This is a genomic window from Plantactinospora sp. DSM 117369 (genome assembly GCF_053764795.1).
In genome coordinates, this window is record NZ_CM132446.1 from 7,578,517 (window position 1) to 7,594,186 (window position 15,670).

The 15,670-nt window shown below is 73.2% G+C and carries 16 protein-coding genes; 9 read left to right on the plus strand and 7 right to left on the minus strand.

The window, feature by feature from the left end:
• Positions 1-2: 2 nt before the first annotated feature.
• Both ACSMXO_RS32155 and ACSMXO_RS32160 read left to right on the plus strand, forming a co-directional pair.
• On the plus strand, positions 3-467 hold the full coding sequence (locus tag ACSMXO_RS32155; RefSeq protein ID WP_455414992.1) for a hypothetical protein: 465 nt from the start codon (positions 3-5) through the stop codon (positions 465-467).
• Between the two features lie 173 nt (positions 468-640).
• Positions 641-1,300 (plus strand): SRPBCC family protein, encoded by a 660-nt coding sequence (locus tag ACSMXO_RS32160; RefSeq protein ID WP_455414993.1) that lies wholly within the window; start codon positions 641-643, stop codon positions 1,298-1,300.
• Positions 1,301-1,315: 15 nt separating this feature from the next.
• On the opposite strand, the gene ACSMXO_RS32165 is transcribed toward ACSMXO_RS32160, so the two are convergent.
• On the minus strand, positions 1,316-2,026 hold the full coding sequence (locus ACSMXO_RS32165) for an SDR family oxidoreductase (RefSeq protein ID WP_455414994.1): 711 nt from the start codon (positions 2,024-2,026) through the stop codon (positions 1,316-1,318).
• A 116-nt stretch (positions 2,027-2,142) separates the two neighbouring features.
• Between ACSMXO_RS32165 and ACSMXO_RS32170 the strand changes: the two genes are divergently transcribed.
• The 3 genes from ACSMXO_RS32170 to ACSMXO_RS32180 are packed head-to-tail and all read left to right on the plus strand — an operon-like array spanning position 2,143 to position 4,568.
• The gene (locus tag ACSMXO_RS32170) at positions 2,143-2,448 is read left to right on the plus strand and encodes a WXG100 family type VII secretion target (protein WP_455414995.1); all 306 of its coding nucleotides are present in this window, start codon (positions 2,143-2,145) and stop codon (positions 2,446-2,448) included.
• Positions 2,449-2,454: 6 nt separating this feature from the next.
• A complete protein-coding gene (locus tag ACSMXO_RS32175) occupies positions 2,455-4,071 on the plus strand; it encodes an alpha/beta hydrolase (protein WP_455414996.1) in 1,617 nt (538 codons plus the stop codon).
• Positions 4,068-4,568, plus strand: coding sequence for a hypothetical protein (locus ACSMXO_RS32180; protein WP_455414997.1), 501 nt, complete (start codon positions 4,068-4,070; stop codon positions 4,566-4,568). Before ACSMXO_RS32175 ends, ACSMXO_RS32180 begins: the two co-directional genes overlap by 4 nt.
• Before the next feature lie 296 nt (positions 4,569-4,864).
• On the opposite strand, the gene ACSMXO_RS32185 is transcribed toward ACSMXO_RS32180, so the two are convergent.
• The 4 genes from ACSMXO_RS32185 to ACSMXO_RS32200 all read right to left on the minus strand — a co-directional run bounded on the left by ACSMXO_RS32185 (position 4,865) and on the right by ACSMXO_RS32200 (position 10,733).
• Positions 4,865-5,833 (minus strand): hypothetical protein, encoded by a 969-nt coding sequence (locus ACSMXO_RS32185; RefSeq protein ID WP_455414998.1) that lies wholly within the window; start codon positions 5,831-5,833, stop codon positions 4,865-4,867.
• Position 5,834: 1 nt separating this feature from the next.
• Positions 5,835-8,378, minus strand: coding sequence for an FtsK/SpoIIIE domain-containing protein (locus ACSMXO_RS32190; protein ID WP_455414999.1), 2,544 nt, complete (start codon positions 8,376-8,378; stop codon positions 5,835-5,837).
• Positions 8,379-8,499: 121 nt separating this feature from the next.
• Positions 8,500-9,657, minus strand: a complete 1,158-nt coding sequence (locus tag ACSMXO_RS32195; protein ID WP_455415000.1) for a glycosyltransferase — start codon at positions 9,655-9,657, stop codon at positions 8,500-8,502.
• Complete coding sequence (locus ACSMXO_RS32200; protein ID WP_455415001.1) at positions 9,654-10,733, minus strand: glucosyl-3-phosphoglycerate synthase; 1,080 nt, start codon at positions 10,731-10,733, stop codon at positions 9,654-9,656. The genes ACSMXO_RS32195 and ACSMXO_RS32200 overlap by 4 nt, the downstream gene beginning before the upstream one ends.
• Positions 10,734-10,952: 219 nt before the next feature.
• Between ACSMXO_RS32200 and ACSMXO_RS32205 the strand changes: the two genes are divergently transcribed.
• Together ACSMXO_RS32205 and ACSMXO_RS32210 are read left to right on the plus strand one after the other, a co-directional pair.
• A complete protein-coding gene (locus ACSMXO_RS32205; protein WP_455415002.1) occupies positions 10,953-11,936 on the plus strand; it encodes a Gfo/Idh/MocA family protein in 984 nt (327 codons plus the stop codon).
• Positions 11,929-13,023 carry a zinc-dependent alcohol dehydrogenase gene (locus ACSMXO_RS32210; protein WP_455415003.1) on the plus strand — a complete coding sequence of 365 codons (1,095 nt, stop codon included), beginning with the start codon at positions 11,929-11,931 and terminating at the stop codon, positions 13,021-13,023. The genes ACSMXO_RS32205 and ACSMXO_RS32210 overlap by 8 nt, the downstream gene beginning before the upstream one ends.
• 357 nt (positions 13,024-13,380) lie before the next feature.
• Here the strand turns inward: ACSMXO_RS32210 and ACSMXO_RS32215 are convergent, their stop codons facing one another.
• Complete coding sequence (locus ACSMXO_RS32215; RefSeq protein ID WP_455415004.1) at positions 13,381-13,779, minus strand: hypothetical protein; 399 nt, start codon at positions 13,777-13,779, stop codon at positions 13,381-13,383.
• A gap of 72 nt (positions 13,780-13,851) precedes the next feature.
• On the opposite strand from ACSMXO_RS32215, the gene ACSMXO_RS32220 reads away from it, so the two are divergent.
• Positions 13,852-14,322, plus strand: coding sequence for a MarR family winged helix-turn-helix transcriptional regulator (locus tag ACSMXO_RS32220; RefSeq protein ID WP_455415005.1), 471 nt, complete (start codon positions 13,852-13,854; stop codon positions 14,320-14,322).
• A 52-nt stretch (positions 14,323-14,374) separates the two neighbouring features.
• Here the strand turns inward: ACSMXO_RS32220 and ACSMXO_RS32225 are convergent, their stop codons facing one another.
• On the minus strand, positions 14,375-14,917 hold the full coding sequence (locus ACSMXO_RS32225; RefSeq protein ID WP_455415006.1) for an N-acetyltransferase family protein: 543 nt from the start codon (positions 14,915-14,917) through the stop codon (positions 14,375-14,377).
• A gap of 50 nt (positions 14,918-14,967) precedes the next feature.
• Here ACSMXO_RS32225 and ACSMXO_RS32230 point away from each other — a divergent pair, with 50 nt between their 5' ends.
• A complete protein-coding gene (locus tag ACSMXO_RS32230) occupies positions 14,968-15,561 on the plus strand; it encodes a helix-turn-helix domain-containing protein (protein WP_455415007.1) in 594 nt (197 codons plus the stop codon).
• The last annotated feature ends 109 nt before the right edge of the window (positions 15,562-15,670 follow it).

The window sequence follows — 15,670 nt, forward strand, 5'->3', positions numbered from 1 at the left end:
CCATGCGCGCGCTGTTCAGCTTCGCCCAGACCGGGTTCGGTGACCCCGTCTCGGCCCTGCTCGGTGGCGTCGCAGCGATCCTGGGGCTGCTGTTTCTGGTGGTCTTCCTGCTGGAGTTACTTGTGGCGCTTATCGTCACCCCGTTCGCCTGGCTGGCCCGAAACACACTCGGCCGGCCGTGGCCGGTCCTCGCCCACGCGAAGGACCTGCCGGGATACAGCGGTACGGCCGACGGCGCGGCTGGGGCGCGGCAACTGGTCGACAAGGTCCGCGAAGAGATCCTTCGGTACGGTGAGCCAAAGTCCCTCACCCCGGCAGCTGTCCGGGAAGCGTCGTTGTCAGCGAGCAAGGCCGACAGCCTCCCACCATGGCTCGGGAAGGTCGTCGGACCGATCCGCCGAATCAGCCGGCAACAACACCCACCGACACCGCCGTCCCGGGACCGTCAGCACCCGGGCAACCGCTAGCCGCGCCCCCGCACCGCGTTCAAGGCGCACGTCCGGCGACGAGACCGTGCCCCGCAGCGGGCGTAACCGAGGACCGCGGCCGGCCACGCCGATATCGCACAGCGCTGAACTTATATAAGTTGCTCCTGATACGCTGCCACCCGTTCCGCCCGGAAGGCCAGTGTGAGGGAGTGATGGTGGACATCGTCGACGAGATCAATGCGATCCACCGGACGGTCGGCCGGGCCGGGACACCGGCCGGCGAGGCCCGGACCGTCCTGCTGCGCCGGACCTACGACACCTCCGTGGACGACCTCTGGGACGCGGTCACCAACCCCGAACGGTTGCCACGGTGGTTCCTGCCGGTCAGCGGCGACTTCACGCTCGGCGGGCGCTACCAGGTCGAGGGGAACGCGGGCGGCGAGATCATCCGCTGTGAGCCGCCCCGGCTGCTCAGGCTCACCTGGGTCTTCGGCGAGCCGGTCGAGGGCGGGTTCAGCGAGGTCGAGGTACGACTCTCCCCCGGCGACGGCACCGAGCGGGCCGTACTCGAACTGGAACACGTCGCGGTGATCGACCCGGAGCGGTGGACCGAGTACGGCCCCGGCGCGGTCGGCGTCGGCTGGGACCTGGCCCTGCTCGGCCTCGGCCTCTATCTGGGCGGCGGCGCCATCGCCGACCCGAACGCCTGGGGCGAGTCCCGGGAGGCCCGGGAGTTCATGACGTTGAGCAGCAACGCGTGGGGTGCGGCGACGGTGGCCGGCGGCGACCACCCGGACGCGGTGGCGACGATGGTCGCCAACACCACCCAGTTCTACGCCCCTGACCCGCCCGCCGGTCCGAGCGCGCTCTGAGACCGGTAAGCCGAGCTACTCCGGCCGTACCTGCTCGAAACGGAACTCCCGGATGAAGCAGTCGCGGGGCTGGCCGACCGCGAACAGCACGCATTCCACCACCGACCGGGCGGTCAGCGGGTTGCCGCCGCCACGGGGCCCGTCCTGGACGAAGTCCGGCGGATACAGCGAGATCACCCGGATACCCTCGGCCCGCAGCCGGTGCGACAGGATGCCTGCGAACCCGGCCTGGGCATGCTTGGCCGCGTAGTAGGCCGGATGTGCCGCCGAACGGTGGTGGCCGGGCTCGCCGCAGGCGGAGACCAGGTTGACGACGTCGGGCCGGTCCGAGGCCCGGAGCAACGGCAGCAGGTGCCGGGTGAGCAGCACCGTGCCGGTCGCGGCACCGGCGATGGTGGCGACGATCTCGTCGTCGGAGGCGTCGTCCAGGCCGGCCCCGGGCAGGTAGTTGGCGCCGTTGTTGACCAGCACGTCGATCCGGTCGGTCCGGTCGGCCAGTGCCGCCGCGAAGCCGCGTACCGAATCGGGGTCGGCCAGGTCGCAGCGGTGCGCCTCGGCGGAGCCGGAACCGCCCCCGGCGACCAGGTCCGCCGTGCGGCCGGCCGCCGCCGGGTCCCGGGCCGAGACGACGACATGCGCGCCGCGCTCGGCGAAGGCCAGTGCCAGGGTACGTCCGGTGCCCCGGCCCGCACCGGTGACGACGACCCGCAGTCCGTTGAAAACCACCAGCCGATTGCAGCACCTCCACCACGGTCGAGGTCAACCTCCGCCGTACGCCGTCGACCTGGACAGAGCACGCACTGTTCCTGCTCTGATACCCTCCGACACAGGGAGGGGCGTCGATGAATGTCGAAGTGCGGGTCGACCCGGCGCCGCTGGAGGCGAAGGCCGGCGTGGCGGCCGACCTCCAGGCGGGCCTCGACCGGGAACTGACGGACGTGGAGCCGGAGACCAGCCAGGCGGTCCGCGAGTTGCGCGGCTGGCAGACCGGGACCGCGCTGGAGAATCTCCTGCACTGGTGGCAGGACGATCTGGCCAGGCTGCGACAGCGGCTGAACGCGCTGGCCGGGGGCCTGCACCTGTGCGCCCGTGACTACCGGCAGAGCGACCGGGCCAGCGCGGAGAACTTCCGCGCCGTGGGACGGTGAACCCGGATGGTCACCTATGTCGAACTGCGGGACGCGCGGCTCGGCACCGTGACCGAGGCGGCGGAGGCGTGGCGTACGCTCGCCCGCCGCTCCGGCGAACTGGAACGGCGGGTCGTCACCGAGCTGACCGGCCCGCTGCGGACCTCCGGCTGGTCCGGGGAGGCGGCGTCCGCGCTCTTCGCCCGCCTCGACGTACTCGACGACGAGTTCGAGTTGGCGGCGCTGCTGCACCGGATGGCCGCGATCGTGCTCGGCAACGCCGCCCAGCGGCTACGTGACGTCCAGCAGCGTCTGCACGCCGCGATCGACGCCTGCGACCTGCTCGGACTGCGGGTGGAGGACGACGGGCGGGTGGTGCCACCGCCCGCGCAGGACTGGCACATCCACCTGGACGACGGCCGGGCGGAGCGGGCGTTGCAGCACCAGAACGCCGAGATCTACACCGACCTGATCGGCCGGCTGCTCGCCGAGGCGGACGACGCGGACACGGACATCAAGCGCGCCCTCGGCAAACTGGAGCCGCTCGACCGCGGCGCCATGGACACCTTCGAGTGGAAGAACGCGATCCTGGACGCCCGGGAGGTCGCCGACCTGCTCGGCGTGGCGGAGTCCGCCATCCCGGAGGCCGGCGCCGATCCGGCGAGTGTCCGGGCCTGGTGGGGCGGGCTCACCGAGGACCAGCGCCTGCTGTACCTGACCGCCCACCCCGACCGGCTCGGTGCGCTGGACGGGCTGCCGGCCGACGACCGGAACGAGGCGAACCGACTGGCGTTGCGGGCGCACCTCGGGGAGTTGGGGCGGGCGCCGGAGTGGAGTCCGCAGAGCGGGCGTGACCAGGACCGGCTTCTCCACCTGCTCGACAAGCTGGAGGCCGCCGAGTACGGGCCACCCGGTCAGGGACTGTTCCTGCTCGGGTTGGAGAACACGAACGACGGCAGGGCGATCGTCGCGGTCGGCGATCCAGACACCGCCGCGCACACCGCCGTACTGGTCCCCGGCACCGGGACCGAACTCGACAACATGCGGGGCCAGATCGACCGGGCGGCCGAGGTCCAACGAGCGGCACAGCAGATCGGCGGCCCCACGGCCGGCGGAATCTCGGTGATCGCCTGGCTCGGCTACGACGCCCCCGGGTTCGACAGTAGCGCGATGGGTACCGGGCACGCCGAGGCCGGCGCCCCGGCCCTGGACAGCTTCGTCAACGGCCTTAACGCCGCACACGACGCCGGGCCGAGCCACACTACGGTGATCGGGCACAGCTACGGCAGCGTGGTGGTGGGCGAGGCGGCCAGCCACGGCGACGGCCTGGCCGTGCACGACATCGTCACGGCCGGCAGCCCCGGGATGTCGGTGGGCACCGCCGGAGAACTCCAGCTCGACCCCCGGCACGTCTGGGCGGGTGGCGCGGCGGACGATCCGATGACCGGCGCGACGGGCAGCATCCCGGGGATCCACGACAACGAACCGACCGACCAGGACTTCGGCGCCAACCGCTACCAGGTGGACACGTCCGGGCACAGCGGCTACTGGACGCCGGGCAGTGAGAGCCTGAAGAACCAGGGCCGGATCGTGCTCGGCCTCTACGACCAGGTGAGCCTCGATCACGGGCAGTCGCCACGATGAGGGTACGGGCGGCAGTGGTGGGGGTCGCCGCCGTGGTGGTGGTCTTCGCCGGATGCTCGGGTGCCGACAACGGGGAGGATCCGACGGTGCGAAGCCAGTCGAGGGCGGACGTCGAGGCGGCGACCCGCGCGCATCTCGGTGCTGCCACGGAGGCGATCGGCGAGGGCCGGCCGGATCCGGCGCCGTCCGTCGCACCGGCACCCTGCGACGGGTACCGTGACCACGCGGTGTTCCACGTCTCCGGGTTCAGCCATGTGACGCTCCCCGTCGAGCGCCATGCCCCGGTGCTGGAGCGGCTCCGCGACGAGTGGACCGCGAAGGGGTACGAACTCAAGAACTTCCGGCTCCTGCCCGAAGGCGCCGGTGCCGAACTGGATCTCGTCAACCCCGCCGACGGCTTCCAGTTCTCCTGGACGACCTCCGGCGACCGGGTCTGGATCGCCCTGATCGTCATGTCCCCCTGCGTCCGTTCACCGGACGGGAAGTACCCGGGCTGACCGAACTGCCGGGCCTGCCCGGTCGACGTACCATGGCGGAAACGTCCTCGGCGCGGACGACCGGCCGGGAGGTGGCCGATGGGTCCACCCGCACCAACGAGACAGCCCGTCGGGTGGTTCCGCCGCACGATGTGCCTGCTCACGCTGCACTCCAACCGGAGCAGCCGCATCTGACGCCGAGCTCCGGGCCGGAACCGCCCCACTCAACCACCATGGAATTCGTCGGCGCCAGCCCGCCGCGCCGCTCCGACCCGAATGACGGAGAGCCGCACACCAGGTAGGTCACACCAGGTAGGTCAGACCAGGTAGTAGGTGAGGAAGGCGAACGGGGCGGCCAGGAAGCAGATTCCAAAGCCGAGCCGGGCGTACCGGGCGGGCCGGCCGACGATCATCCGGGGCTTCCCCCAGACGCTGAGCGCGAGATAGCCGAGGAAGAAGACCATCGTCGGCAGCCCGGCACAACTCCAGGAGAAGACCGCGACCGTGCTGGCGTCGAGCCCCTTCATGCCCTGCACCTCGGCGACGGTGAGCACGATCCAGATGACGACGGTGAGCAGCCCGGCGCAGATCAGGTAGACCGTCGTCGCCCGGGCCAGCGGTGACATCGACGGAAACAGCGGCGCCTGCTGCGCCATCGTCTCCGCCTGCACGATCATCACGTCCGCGCCGTCGGCGGCCTGCCGGGCCAGTTCCAGCTCGCGCACCGGATCGACCGGCTGGGCCGGGGGCGTCCCCGGGCCCGCGCCAACAGCGGACGGCGCCGCGTCCGAGGGCAACCGAGGGCCGGGCACCGGGCCGGCCGCCGGAGTCGCCGGCAGCGCGCGCCGCGCCGGACCGGCCGGCAGTTCCGGGTACGCCGCACCGGCCGCCTCCACCCCGCTCCCCGACTCTCCCGGGACGGGGCTGCCGAAGCCGCCCGGCCGGTAGACGTGCCCGGCCGGAGGCGACGGCTCGACGTGGTCCGGCCCGGCGTACTGAGCCGGCACGGTGGGATGGCCGCCGGACCCGGGCGGGGGATATCCGGCCGGCGGCGGAGGGCCGGGCAGTGGCGGGCCGGCCGGTGGCGCCATCGACACCGACTTGCCGATCATCTGGCCGAGGGCCGTCAACCGCTGCTGCTGCACCGCGAGCCGCTGGTCCAGCCGGTCGGCGGCGGCGCCGGTGCTGCCCCGCGCCTCGGCGAGCTGAGCGGCGGTCCGTTCCCCGCTGCGGCGCAGCTCGTGCAGGTGCCGGGCCAGGGCCGCGTACTCGGCGAAGCTCGCCACCTCAGCTCCCCTCGTCGTCGTGCTCGTAACCGGCCCGGACGAACGGCACGATCAGGCGTACCCGCTGGTCGTGCCGGTCGACCAGCAGTGCCCGGTTCGCCCTCGGGGTGTAGGCCAGGTCGTGCAGCCCGAGATACATGCTCAGCTCCGACCCGGGCACGTTCAGCGCGACCAGGCAGGCGACGTCGTCCCGGTTGCTCGACCCGCCGATGTCGTCGGAGAGCCGGCGCAGCCCGCGCCACCAGCCGAGCAGGTGCACCCCGTACGCCGGGCCCTGCCGGAGCACCGCCTGGAGGTCGTCCAGCCCGGACTTGTAGTTCTCGTCCCGGGCGCCGAGGACGCCGCTGGCACCGTCCATGCCGTACCCGACCAGGAAGGTCCGGGCCGGTGGCCCGTCGGCCGGCTGTACGGCGAGCTTGCGCAGCTCGTCGCGGAGCCCGGCGGCGTCGAGCCGGTCGATCGGATGCCCGGCCGCGGTCAGTTCGGCGATCGTCTCCTCGGCGATCTCGTCGGCGACCGCGACCAGCGGGGCGACCAGGAACCGGGCGCTGCCCGGGGTGTGCTGCCGGGCCAGGCTGACCGTGGCGGCATGCAGCACGCTCGCCCCGACCGGCGAGGTGCCGACCACCGCCAGGTGCCGGCCCGGGGTGGCGTCCAGCGGGAACAGCGCCGAGGTCAGGTCCACGTCGACGGTACGGCCCACCAGCGCCAACGGCCGCCGTCCCCCCGGGACCAGTCCCCGGTACGTCGGGTCGTCCTCGACGTGCGCCGACTCGTACCCCTTGAAGACCGCCGGTGGCCGCGAGCCGGGCTTGCGGGCCTGCCACAGCTCGTGCCGTAGCTGGGCCACCTCGGCGGCGCTGGCGTGCGCGTCCGGGAACTGGACCACGGTGTTGGCGGCGGCCAGCCCGGCGGACGGGTTGACGATCGCCGAGCCGATCGGCAGGGCTCCGGCGGCATCGTTGAGCGTGTCCAGCACTCCCCCGCCGCCAGGCAGGGCCACCCGGAGCGGGAACTGCCCGAAGATCGAGTCGGTCTTTCCGTAGAGCGCCTCGATCCCGGTCATGCTCTGGCTGGCCAGCACCAGGTGGATGCCGTAGGAGCGACCCTTGCGGGCCAGCTCCTCCAGCAGCGACACCGCCTCCCTGGCCACCGCGTCGTTGCCGGCGAAGAGCACGTGGAACTCGTCGATCACCGCCACGATCCTCGGCACCGGCCTGCCGTCCCGGGGCAGGTCGGCCAGTTTGGTCACGCCGTGCCGTTTCAGCGCCGAGGCCCGCCGGTTCAGCTCCCGGCGCAGCTCGCGGAGCACGGCGACGCCGTACTCCCGGTCGGACTCGATGCCGACCGCCCTGGCATGCGGGATCCACGACGGGTCACGGCCGGTCGGCACGAACTCGGTGAAGCTGACGCCCTCCTTGAAGTCGAGCAGATAGAGCGAGAGCTCGTCCGGGGCATAGCGGGCGGCGAGTCCGTAGAGGACGTCGAGCAGGAAGACCGTCTTGCCGGCACCGGTCCGGCCGCCGACCAGCCAGTGCGGGGTCTGGTCGTCGAAGGCGCAGATCACCTGCTCCCGGCCAGCGCGGCCGACCACCGCACGCAGCCCGTTGCCGGACGACTCGGCCCAGGGCCGGGCCGGCAGCAGGTCGGTGAAGGTGAAACTCGACTCCCGCCGGTAGACCTCGCCGAGCCGGTCGGCCAGCGCCGCGACCGCGCCGGCCGGTGGTTCGCCGTCCAGGCGTACCGGGGCGGCCAGGCCGGTGCCGTCGGAGCTGAACGGGTGGCCGGGCGGATCGCCGATCCAGGCGTAGCCCTGCGGGTCGAGGCGGACCTGCGTGGTGCCGCCCAGCGGCGGCGGGGCGAGCCCAGCGCCCGGGGGCGGATATCCCGCGGCGATCACGCAGACCCCGGCGGTCGGGCCGGCGTGGGTGAGCGCGGCGAGCCGGCCGAGTTCCCGGCCCGCCGGCATCGAGGCGGCGACCAGGAGCAGCAGTTCCGGCGTGCCGGAGGTGGCCTGCTGGGCGGCCCGGGCGTGCCGTTCGGCGGCGTCGAGCGCGGCGGCGATCTCCGCATCGGTGGTGGCCGGCGGCGGCACCGCCCCGGCCTCGACCAGCACCCGCAGCGGCAGGAACGTGGCGCCGAGTGCGGCGCTGTCCAGGGCGGACACCCGGACCGAGCCGGCGGGTGCGGCGGCGAGCAGCCGGACCACCAGGGTACGCAGCAGCGCCGCCACCCGCCCGTCCCGGGCGTCGGCGTCGATCGCCAGGTGCGTGCCGCCGCTCAGCGGTACGACCGCCGGAAAGCTTCCGTCCACCGTGCTCGCCACGCCGAGCCGCACCGGCAGCGGGCCGGCGAAGAACCGGGCCGGTTCCGGTTCGCCGCTGACCGCCTCGCCGACCCGGCGCAGCCGGGCCACGACGTCGGCCGTCTCGCCGGAGTCGGGCGGCGGCCGGAGCTGGGCCAGCCCGTGCCGGGCCGCGTCCAGGTGCGCCCGGGCCTGCCGGTGTGCGGCAACCGCCCGCCCGAATGTGGCTGCGAGTCCCACCCTGCCCCCCACCGCCGGTACGCGTAGTCACCGGAACACTAACCGAAGCCGGCGCGGGAACGAACCAGGCCGGCCCCGAGCCGCGTCCCGTCCTCGACGGAGCTACGGATCGGGCCGGTCCTCAGGTCAGCGCGGGGGTGGCGGCCAGGGCGCGGACCCGGTCGTAGAGGGCCAGATAGGACCGGGCCATCACCTCGGGGCTGAACCGCCGGGCCGCCTCGGCCTGGCAGCGGCGCGGGTCGATCCGGTCGGCGGTGTGCACGAGTTCCACGAGATCGTCCTCGTCGGAGCTGAGCAGGCCCGTCTCACCATGCTGGATCAACTCCGGGAGGCAGCCCTCGGCCAGCCCGACGACCGGGGTGCCGAGGGCGAGGGACTCGACCACGGCCGTACCACCGGGCTCGGCCCAGCGCAGCGGGAAGAGCGAGGCCCGGGCGGTGGCGACCAGCTCGTCGCGCTGCCGGCCGGCCACGGTGCCGACCCAGCGCACCCGTACCCCGTCGACGTGCGGCGCGACCCGTTCCCGCCAGAACCGCACGTCGGGGTTGGCCGCCGCGACCGGATCGTGCACGGCGGCGGCGAGGTCGGCCGGCTGCCGGTACGGGCCGACCGGCCCGGCGAGGACCAGGTCGAAGCCGGCCCGGTGGGCCAGCCGGGCGGCGAGATCCTGGCCCTTGCCCGGATGGATCCGGCCGAGCACGACGACGTGTCCGGCCTTGCCGGCGGGGCGACGCCGGTCGGCGCCGACGGCCAGCGGGGTGGCCAGGTGGACGTACCCGACCGAGTGCGCGCGGAGCGCCTCCGGTGCCCGGGCGAGCTGCGAGGCGGAGACGCCGTTGACGCGTACCCGGTCGGCGCCGTCGAAGTTGCCGTACAACTCGGGGTGCTTGGCCAGGTCCCAGTGCAGGGTGTGCAGCACCGGCGGGGCGTCCCGGCCGAGGGCGGCCAGGGTGGCCAGGCCGGCCGCCTCGACGTGGTCGTGCACCAGGTCGATGTCGTCGCGGTCCCGCAGTGTGCGCACCACCGCGTGCAGGTGGCTCTGCACCACCCCGCACGCCTGGTTGTACGGCCGTTGCAGGCTGCCGAACTGACCGTCGGCGAAGACCGCCAGCCGCTCGTCGACGGCCAGCTCACTGCTGCCGACGGTGGCCAGTACCACCCGTACGCCGAGCCGGCGCAGCTCGGGTACGAGGGTGGCGATCACGTTCTCGATGCCGCCGTACCCGTTCGGCGGCACCGGCAGCCACGGGCCGGCGTTGACCAGTACGGTGAGGCTCACGCGCCGGTCACCGCCCCGGTCACGGCTCGCCCGGCACCGGCCGGTGCGGCGACCGCCGGCCGGCGGGCCCGACCGCGGGCGATCCGGGTCCGCCGGGACAGGCTGGCCAGCGGTGGACGTTCGGCGACGGTCACGTCGGTGACGACGATCTCCCGGTCCAGGTTGGGCAGTGCCTGGTCACCGCCGCGCCGGAACTGGGTGAGCACGGCGGCCGGTGGCACCGGCTCGGCGACCAGGCCGCGCCGGTGCAGCCGGGACCAGACGGTGTAGAGGATCTGCGCCGACATCCGGCCCAGCGCCTCGGTGTCCTGGTGCCGGTGGAACCGCTCGCCGAGGTCGACCTGGGCCAGGGCGTCCAGCCCGACCAGGTCCAGCAGGTCGATCAGCATGGCGATCTCGACGCCGTACCCGGAGACGAACGGGAGCTGTTCGAGGATCTCGCGGCGGCCGGCGTACTCCCCGGCGAGCGGCTGGACGAAGCCGGCCAGCTCGGGCCAGAACATGCTGATCAGGGGCCGGGCCATCAGCTCGGTCACCCGGCCGCCGCCGTCGGGTTCGACGGCGCCGCCGCCGACCAGCGGGCGGTGGTAGAAGCCCTTGACGAACGCGACGGTCGGGTCGGCGAGCAGCGGCCCGACCAGCCCGGTGACGAACCGGGGCGAAAAGCGGCGCAGGTCGGCGTCGACGAAGGCGACGATGTCACCGGTGGCGGCGGCCAGCCCGGACCAGAGTGCGTCGCCCTTGCCGTCCAGCCGGGGCAGTCCCCGGGTCATCTCGTCCTGGCTCACCACCCGGGCCCCGGCGGCGGAGGCCACCGCCGCCGTCGCGTCGGTGGATCGCGAGTCCACCACGATCAGCTCATCGATGACCGGGGCCTTCTCGACCAGGTGTCGCCGCAGCGTGCCGACGATCGCGCCGACGGTGGCCGCCTCGTCGCGGGCCGGAAGCACCACACTGACCCGCTGCTCGCCCTTGATCTTCAATAGCCGGCGGGCCGTCCACCTTGCCGAGTTTCCGGTGCGGTACGTGGTCCACGCTTCTACGATGGGTGAAACTGTCGCTTCTGAATGCCGCACGGGCACACCCCCAATGTCGTGATCCGCGGCGCCGGGCCGAACCTTTTCCCCGAGCCGCTCGGGCAAACCCGAGACCGGCTAACAGCTTGAGCTCCGGATGACGGCGTCCCCGCACCGGCCGGGTGAACGGTTCGTTTCGGATGCCGGTCGGAGGTTTCCCGCCGGCCGCAGCCGGAGAAGGCGAGAGTCCGGTGCAGGTCGGGGAACGGGAGGTCGAGGATGCGGGTCTGCCGGGTGGGGCTGATCGGTGCGGGCGGTGTGGCGCAGCGGCACGCGCGGGTGCTGTCGGGCTTCGACGACGTACGGATCGTCGCGGTCACCGACGTGTCGACGGAGAGGGCCACCCGGCTGGCCGAGTCGACGCGGGCCCGGGTCTTTCCCGACGTCCCGACACTACTCTCCGCGGAGCTGGACGCGGCGTACGTCTGCGTGCCGCCGTTCGCGCACGGCGCGCCCGAGGAGGCGGTGCTCGGCGCCGGGCTGGCACTCTTCGTGGAGAAGCCGCTCGCGCTGGACCGGGAGACCGCGACCCGGATCAACCGGCTCGTCGAGGAGCGGGGCGCGGTGACGGCGGTCGGCCACTACTGGCGCTACCTGTCGGCGGTCGACCGGGCCCGGCGGCTGCTGGCCGACCGGCCGGTCCGGCTGGTCACCGGGGCCTGGCTGGACAAGGTACCGCCGGTCGGCTGGTGGCCGCGCCGGGACCAGTCCGGCGGCCCGGTCGTGGAGCAGGCCGCACACGTCCTCGACCTGGCCCGTTATCTGGTCGGCGAGGTCGACGAGGTCTGGGCGGTGGGCAACGGCACGCCGCCGGCCGTGGACGGCGCGGACGTGGACGGCGCGACCGCCGCCGCGCTGCGGTTCGTCACCGGTGCGGTGGGCACGCTCGGCACGACCTGCGCGCTGGACTGGAAGCACCGGGCCGGCCTGGAGGTGTACGCCGACGGCCTGGCCCTGTCGATCGGCGAGGACGGCCTGCTGGTCCGGGACGCCGACGGTGAGCGGCGCGTCTCCGGCGACCTGGAGCAGGGCCGGACGGACGTCGACCGCGCCTTCGTCGATGCGGTCCGGGGGATCGGCGCGGACATCCGGGTGCCCTACCCGGAGGCGCTCCGGACCCACCTGCTGGCACTGGCGGTCGCCGAGTCGGCCGTGACCGGCCAGCCGGTCCGGGTGCCGCCGCTGGAGCCGGCGAATGTCTGAGCGGGACCGGAACCTGGTGGTCACCGGGGCGCACGAGGTGGCGTTCCGGTACGAGGAGCCGGAGCCGCTGACCGACGGCACGTTCCGGGTCGAGACCCTGTTCAGCGGGGTCTCCGCCGGCACCGAGCTGAGCTACGTCAAGGGCACCAACCCGTACCTGTCGGCCGGCTGGGACGACACGCTCGGGCTGTTCGTCGAGGGCGCGCCGAGCACGCCGTACCCGGTGACCCGGCTCGGCTACATGGAGGTCGGCCGGGTGACCGGCAGTCGTACCCCGGCGGTCGCCGAGGGCGCGGTGGTGGCGATGACGTACGGGCACCGGACGGCGTACCGGGGCGATCCACGCCTCGACCGGGTGGTGCCGGTGCCGCCCGACCTGGATCCGCTGCTCGGGATCTACGTGGCACACATGGGGCCGATCTGTGCCAACGGGCTGCTGCACGCCGCCGCCGACCTGTACGGCAGCGGTGTGCGGGACCTCGGCGACGGGGTGCGGGGGCGCCGGGTGGCGGTGACCGGGGCCGGGGTGGTGGCGCTGTTGACCGCGCTCTTCGCCCGGCGGGCCGGTGCCGCCTCGGTGGTGGTACTCGATCCCACGCCGCAGCGGCGGGCGGTGGCCGAGGCGCTCGGCCTGGAGACGCTCGACCCGACCGACGGCGATCCCGCCGTGGTGCTGAAGACGCGGTGGCGGCACGCGGCCGACGACCGGGGCGCCGACGTCGTCTTCCAGTGCCGGGGCCAGGCGTCGGCCCTGCATCTGGCGCTGCGGCTACTCCGCCCGCAGGGCACGGTCGTCGACCTCGCCTTCTATCAGGGTGGCGCCGACCTGGTGCGGCTCGGCGAGGAGTTCCACCACAACGGGCTGTCGCTGCACTGCGCGCAGATCGGCCGGGTACCGCGCGGGCTGGCCCCCACCTGGGACCGCGACCGCCTGTCGGCGGAGACGATCGCCCTGCTCCGCAACTACGGCGCCCTGGTACGCGCACACCTGGTCTCGGCGGTGCTGCCGTTCGACGAGGCGCCCGCGCTGCTGACCGGCCTGGCCACCGGCCGCCGGCACGAGGTGCAGGCGGTGCTCGCCGCCTGACCGACGCGGCCGGGCGGAGCGGTCGGGCGCGGCGGGCGCGGCGCGGCGGGCGGGGCGGGCGGGGCAGATGCCTGCCCCTGCCGGGTCGTCGGGCATCGGTCACGGGTCGTGCGGGGACCGACCGGCGCCAGCCGGGCCGGCCGACAGGGTCTGGTGCACAGCCGGCCGACAGGGTCTGGTGCACACACTGTCGAGCTGGGCGCACGAACGGGGCACCGACAACGGGCTGCGCGAGCTGGGCGCACGAACGGGGCACCGACAGCGGGCTGCGCGAGCTGGGCGCACGAACGGGGCAGGTCGACAGTCTCCGAACCAGACAGTCCACCGGCCACCGAGGGCCGATCCCCGCCCTCCGCCTCACCCGGAGCGACGTCCGGCCGGCCACCACAGCAGCGCCACGAGCACCAGCGTGACCAGTGCGCCCGGGACCAGGCTGACCCTGACCCAGGTTTCGGGGATCGCGGCGAAGACGAAGAACCTGCCGACGAACTGCACCGCGAGCAGGACCGTGAGCAGGGTCCGCTGCCAGGGCCGCGCCGTGCGCAGCCGCAGCGCCAGCCAGGCGTACGCGATGCCGAAGCTGAGGTGGAACCCGTGCTCGATGCCGAGCTCGTACGGCGGGGTGACCAGTGCGTAGAGGTGCTCCAGCACCAGCGTCCAGGTCAGCACGATCGCGATCCGCAGCCGGGTGGTCGGCTGTCCGGCCATGGATGACGGGTACACCGTCCCGCTGACGGCCGCCACGTTCCGGGTCAAGGCTCCTCCTAGATAGGACCGGCTGATACATTCTCAGATGAGAGTAACCGTTCACCGTCCTAAGATCCAGAGATGAGTTCCACGCGCTCCCCCGCCGACGCCTCCCGGCTCGCCTTCCTGCCGGCGGACGTCATCACCGCCATGCAGCTCAGCACGGTGCACCGGCACTCGCAGAAGCTCTTCAACGACGCGCTGCGTCCGCTCGGGATCGAGGAACGGCACTTCGCTGTGCTCGCCGTACTCGACGGGGCGGGACCGCTGACCCAGCGTCGACTGGGCGACCTGCTCGACCTGGACAAGTCGTCGCTGGGCCGGATCGTGGACGAACTCGAACGACAGCGGTTGGCGGAGCGCAGGGCCGTACCGGGTGACCGCCGCGCCCATGCCATCCACCTGACCGAGCAGGGCCGGCAGCGCGTCGAGGCGGCGCAGCGGATCGCCGACGACGTGGGGCGGCAACTCTTCGGCCGCCTCAGTCCGAGCACCCGCGCCGCGCTCGACAACGCGCTACGCCAGGTGCTGGACGCGTCGGCGGCCGACTGACGGACCTACCACGACCGCTGAGTGCGCCAGCCCGGCCAGGCACCCGCAGCGCCTACCCTGCCGGGCGCTCCCGGCCGACTCTCCGAGCGCCCAGATCCAGTTGCATCAGCACCGTGTCGATCCAACGCCCGTGCTTGTGGCCCACCGCCCTCAGCCGGCCGACCTCGCCGAAGCCCGCCCAGCGGTGCAGGGCTGCCGACGCGGGATCCCCGCTGTCCGCGATGACCGCGATGACCTGGCGAACGTCGCGTTCCCCGCACTGCCGCAACAGGGCAGACAGCAGCGCTCGACCCACGCCCCGGCCGGTAGCGTCCGGCGCCAGATAGATCGTGTCCTCCACCGTCCTCCGATAGGCGGGCTTCGACCGCCACGGGGCGACATAGGCGAATCCGAACACCTCGTCACCGGCCTTCGCCGCCAGGAACGGCAGGCCGCGAGCGGCCAACCCGTCGATCCTGCGCCACCAGTCAGCCTTGCTGGGTGGAGTCTCCTCGAAGGTCGCGACGCTGTTGAGCACGTAGTGGGAGAAGATGCCGGCGATCGCCGCCACATCGGCAGGCGTCGCCGGGCAGATGGTCACCGCATCGGTCGTCACCACGAGGCCCCGATTTCTCTATAGGAAATATTGGTACTACTATAGCAAACATGGATCTCGTCGAGCTTGGCCGCCGCATACAGCAGTTGCGATCCGATCGCCAGTTGACGCTCCAGGCGCTGGCCGAGGCCGCGTCGGTGAGCGTGAGCATGCTCTCCTCGGTCGAGCGCGGCCTCAAGGCACCGACCATCGTGGTCCTGGCCCGCATCGCCGACGGCCTCGGCGTGCCGCTGAGCACGCTGGTCGCCGCCGCCCGCGACGAGCGCCTCATCGTGCGGCGCGCCGCCGATCAGGACGTCGTCGACGAGCCGGGCGGATGGCGTCGGGTCATCCTCACGCCCGTGGTCCCCGGGATCAACTTCGAGTGGATCCGCTCCACCCTGCCACCCGGCTGCGACGCTGGCAGCTATCCCGGCTACGCCCCCGGCTCGCACGAGTTCGTCGCGGTCGACTCCGGGCGGCTACGACTGACGATCGGCGACGAGGCCGTCGAACTCGCCGCCGGCGACTCGGTCTACTTTGCCGCCGACGTCACCCACGGCTATGCCAACCCCGGATCCACGCCGTGTACGTACCACGTCGCGGCCCTCATCATGCGACCACGTCACGCGGCCGCGACCGGCGGCGGCCCGGGCCGGCGGTGAGCACTTCAGAACCGTCGGCGACCGGCGGCAGCCCACTGTGGACCCGGCGCCGCCGCGGTCCCGACCCGCCGGCCAAGCCGGCCGGGACCGCCAGCGGCTGCGCCGACAG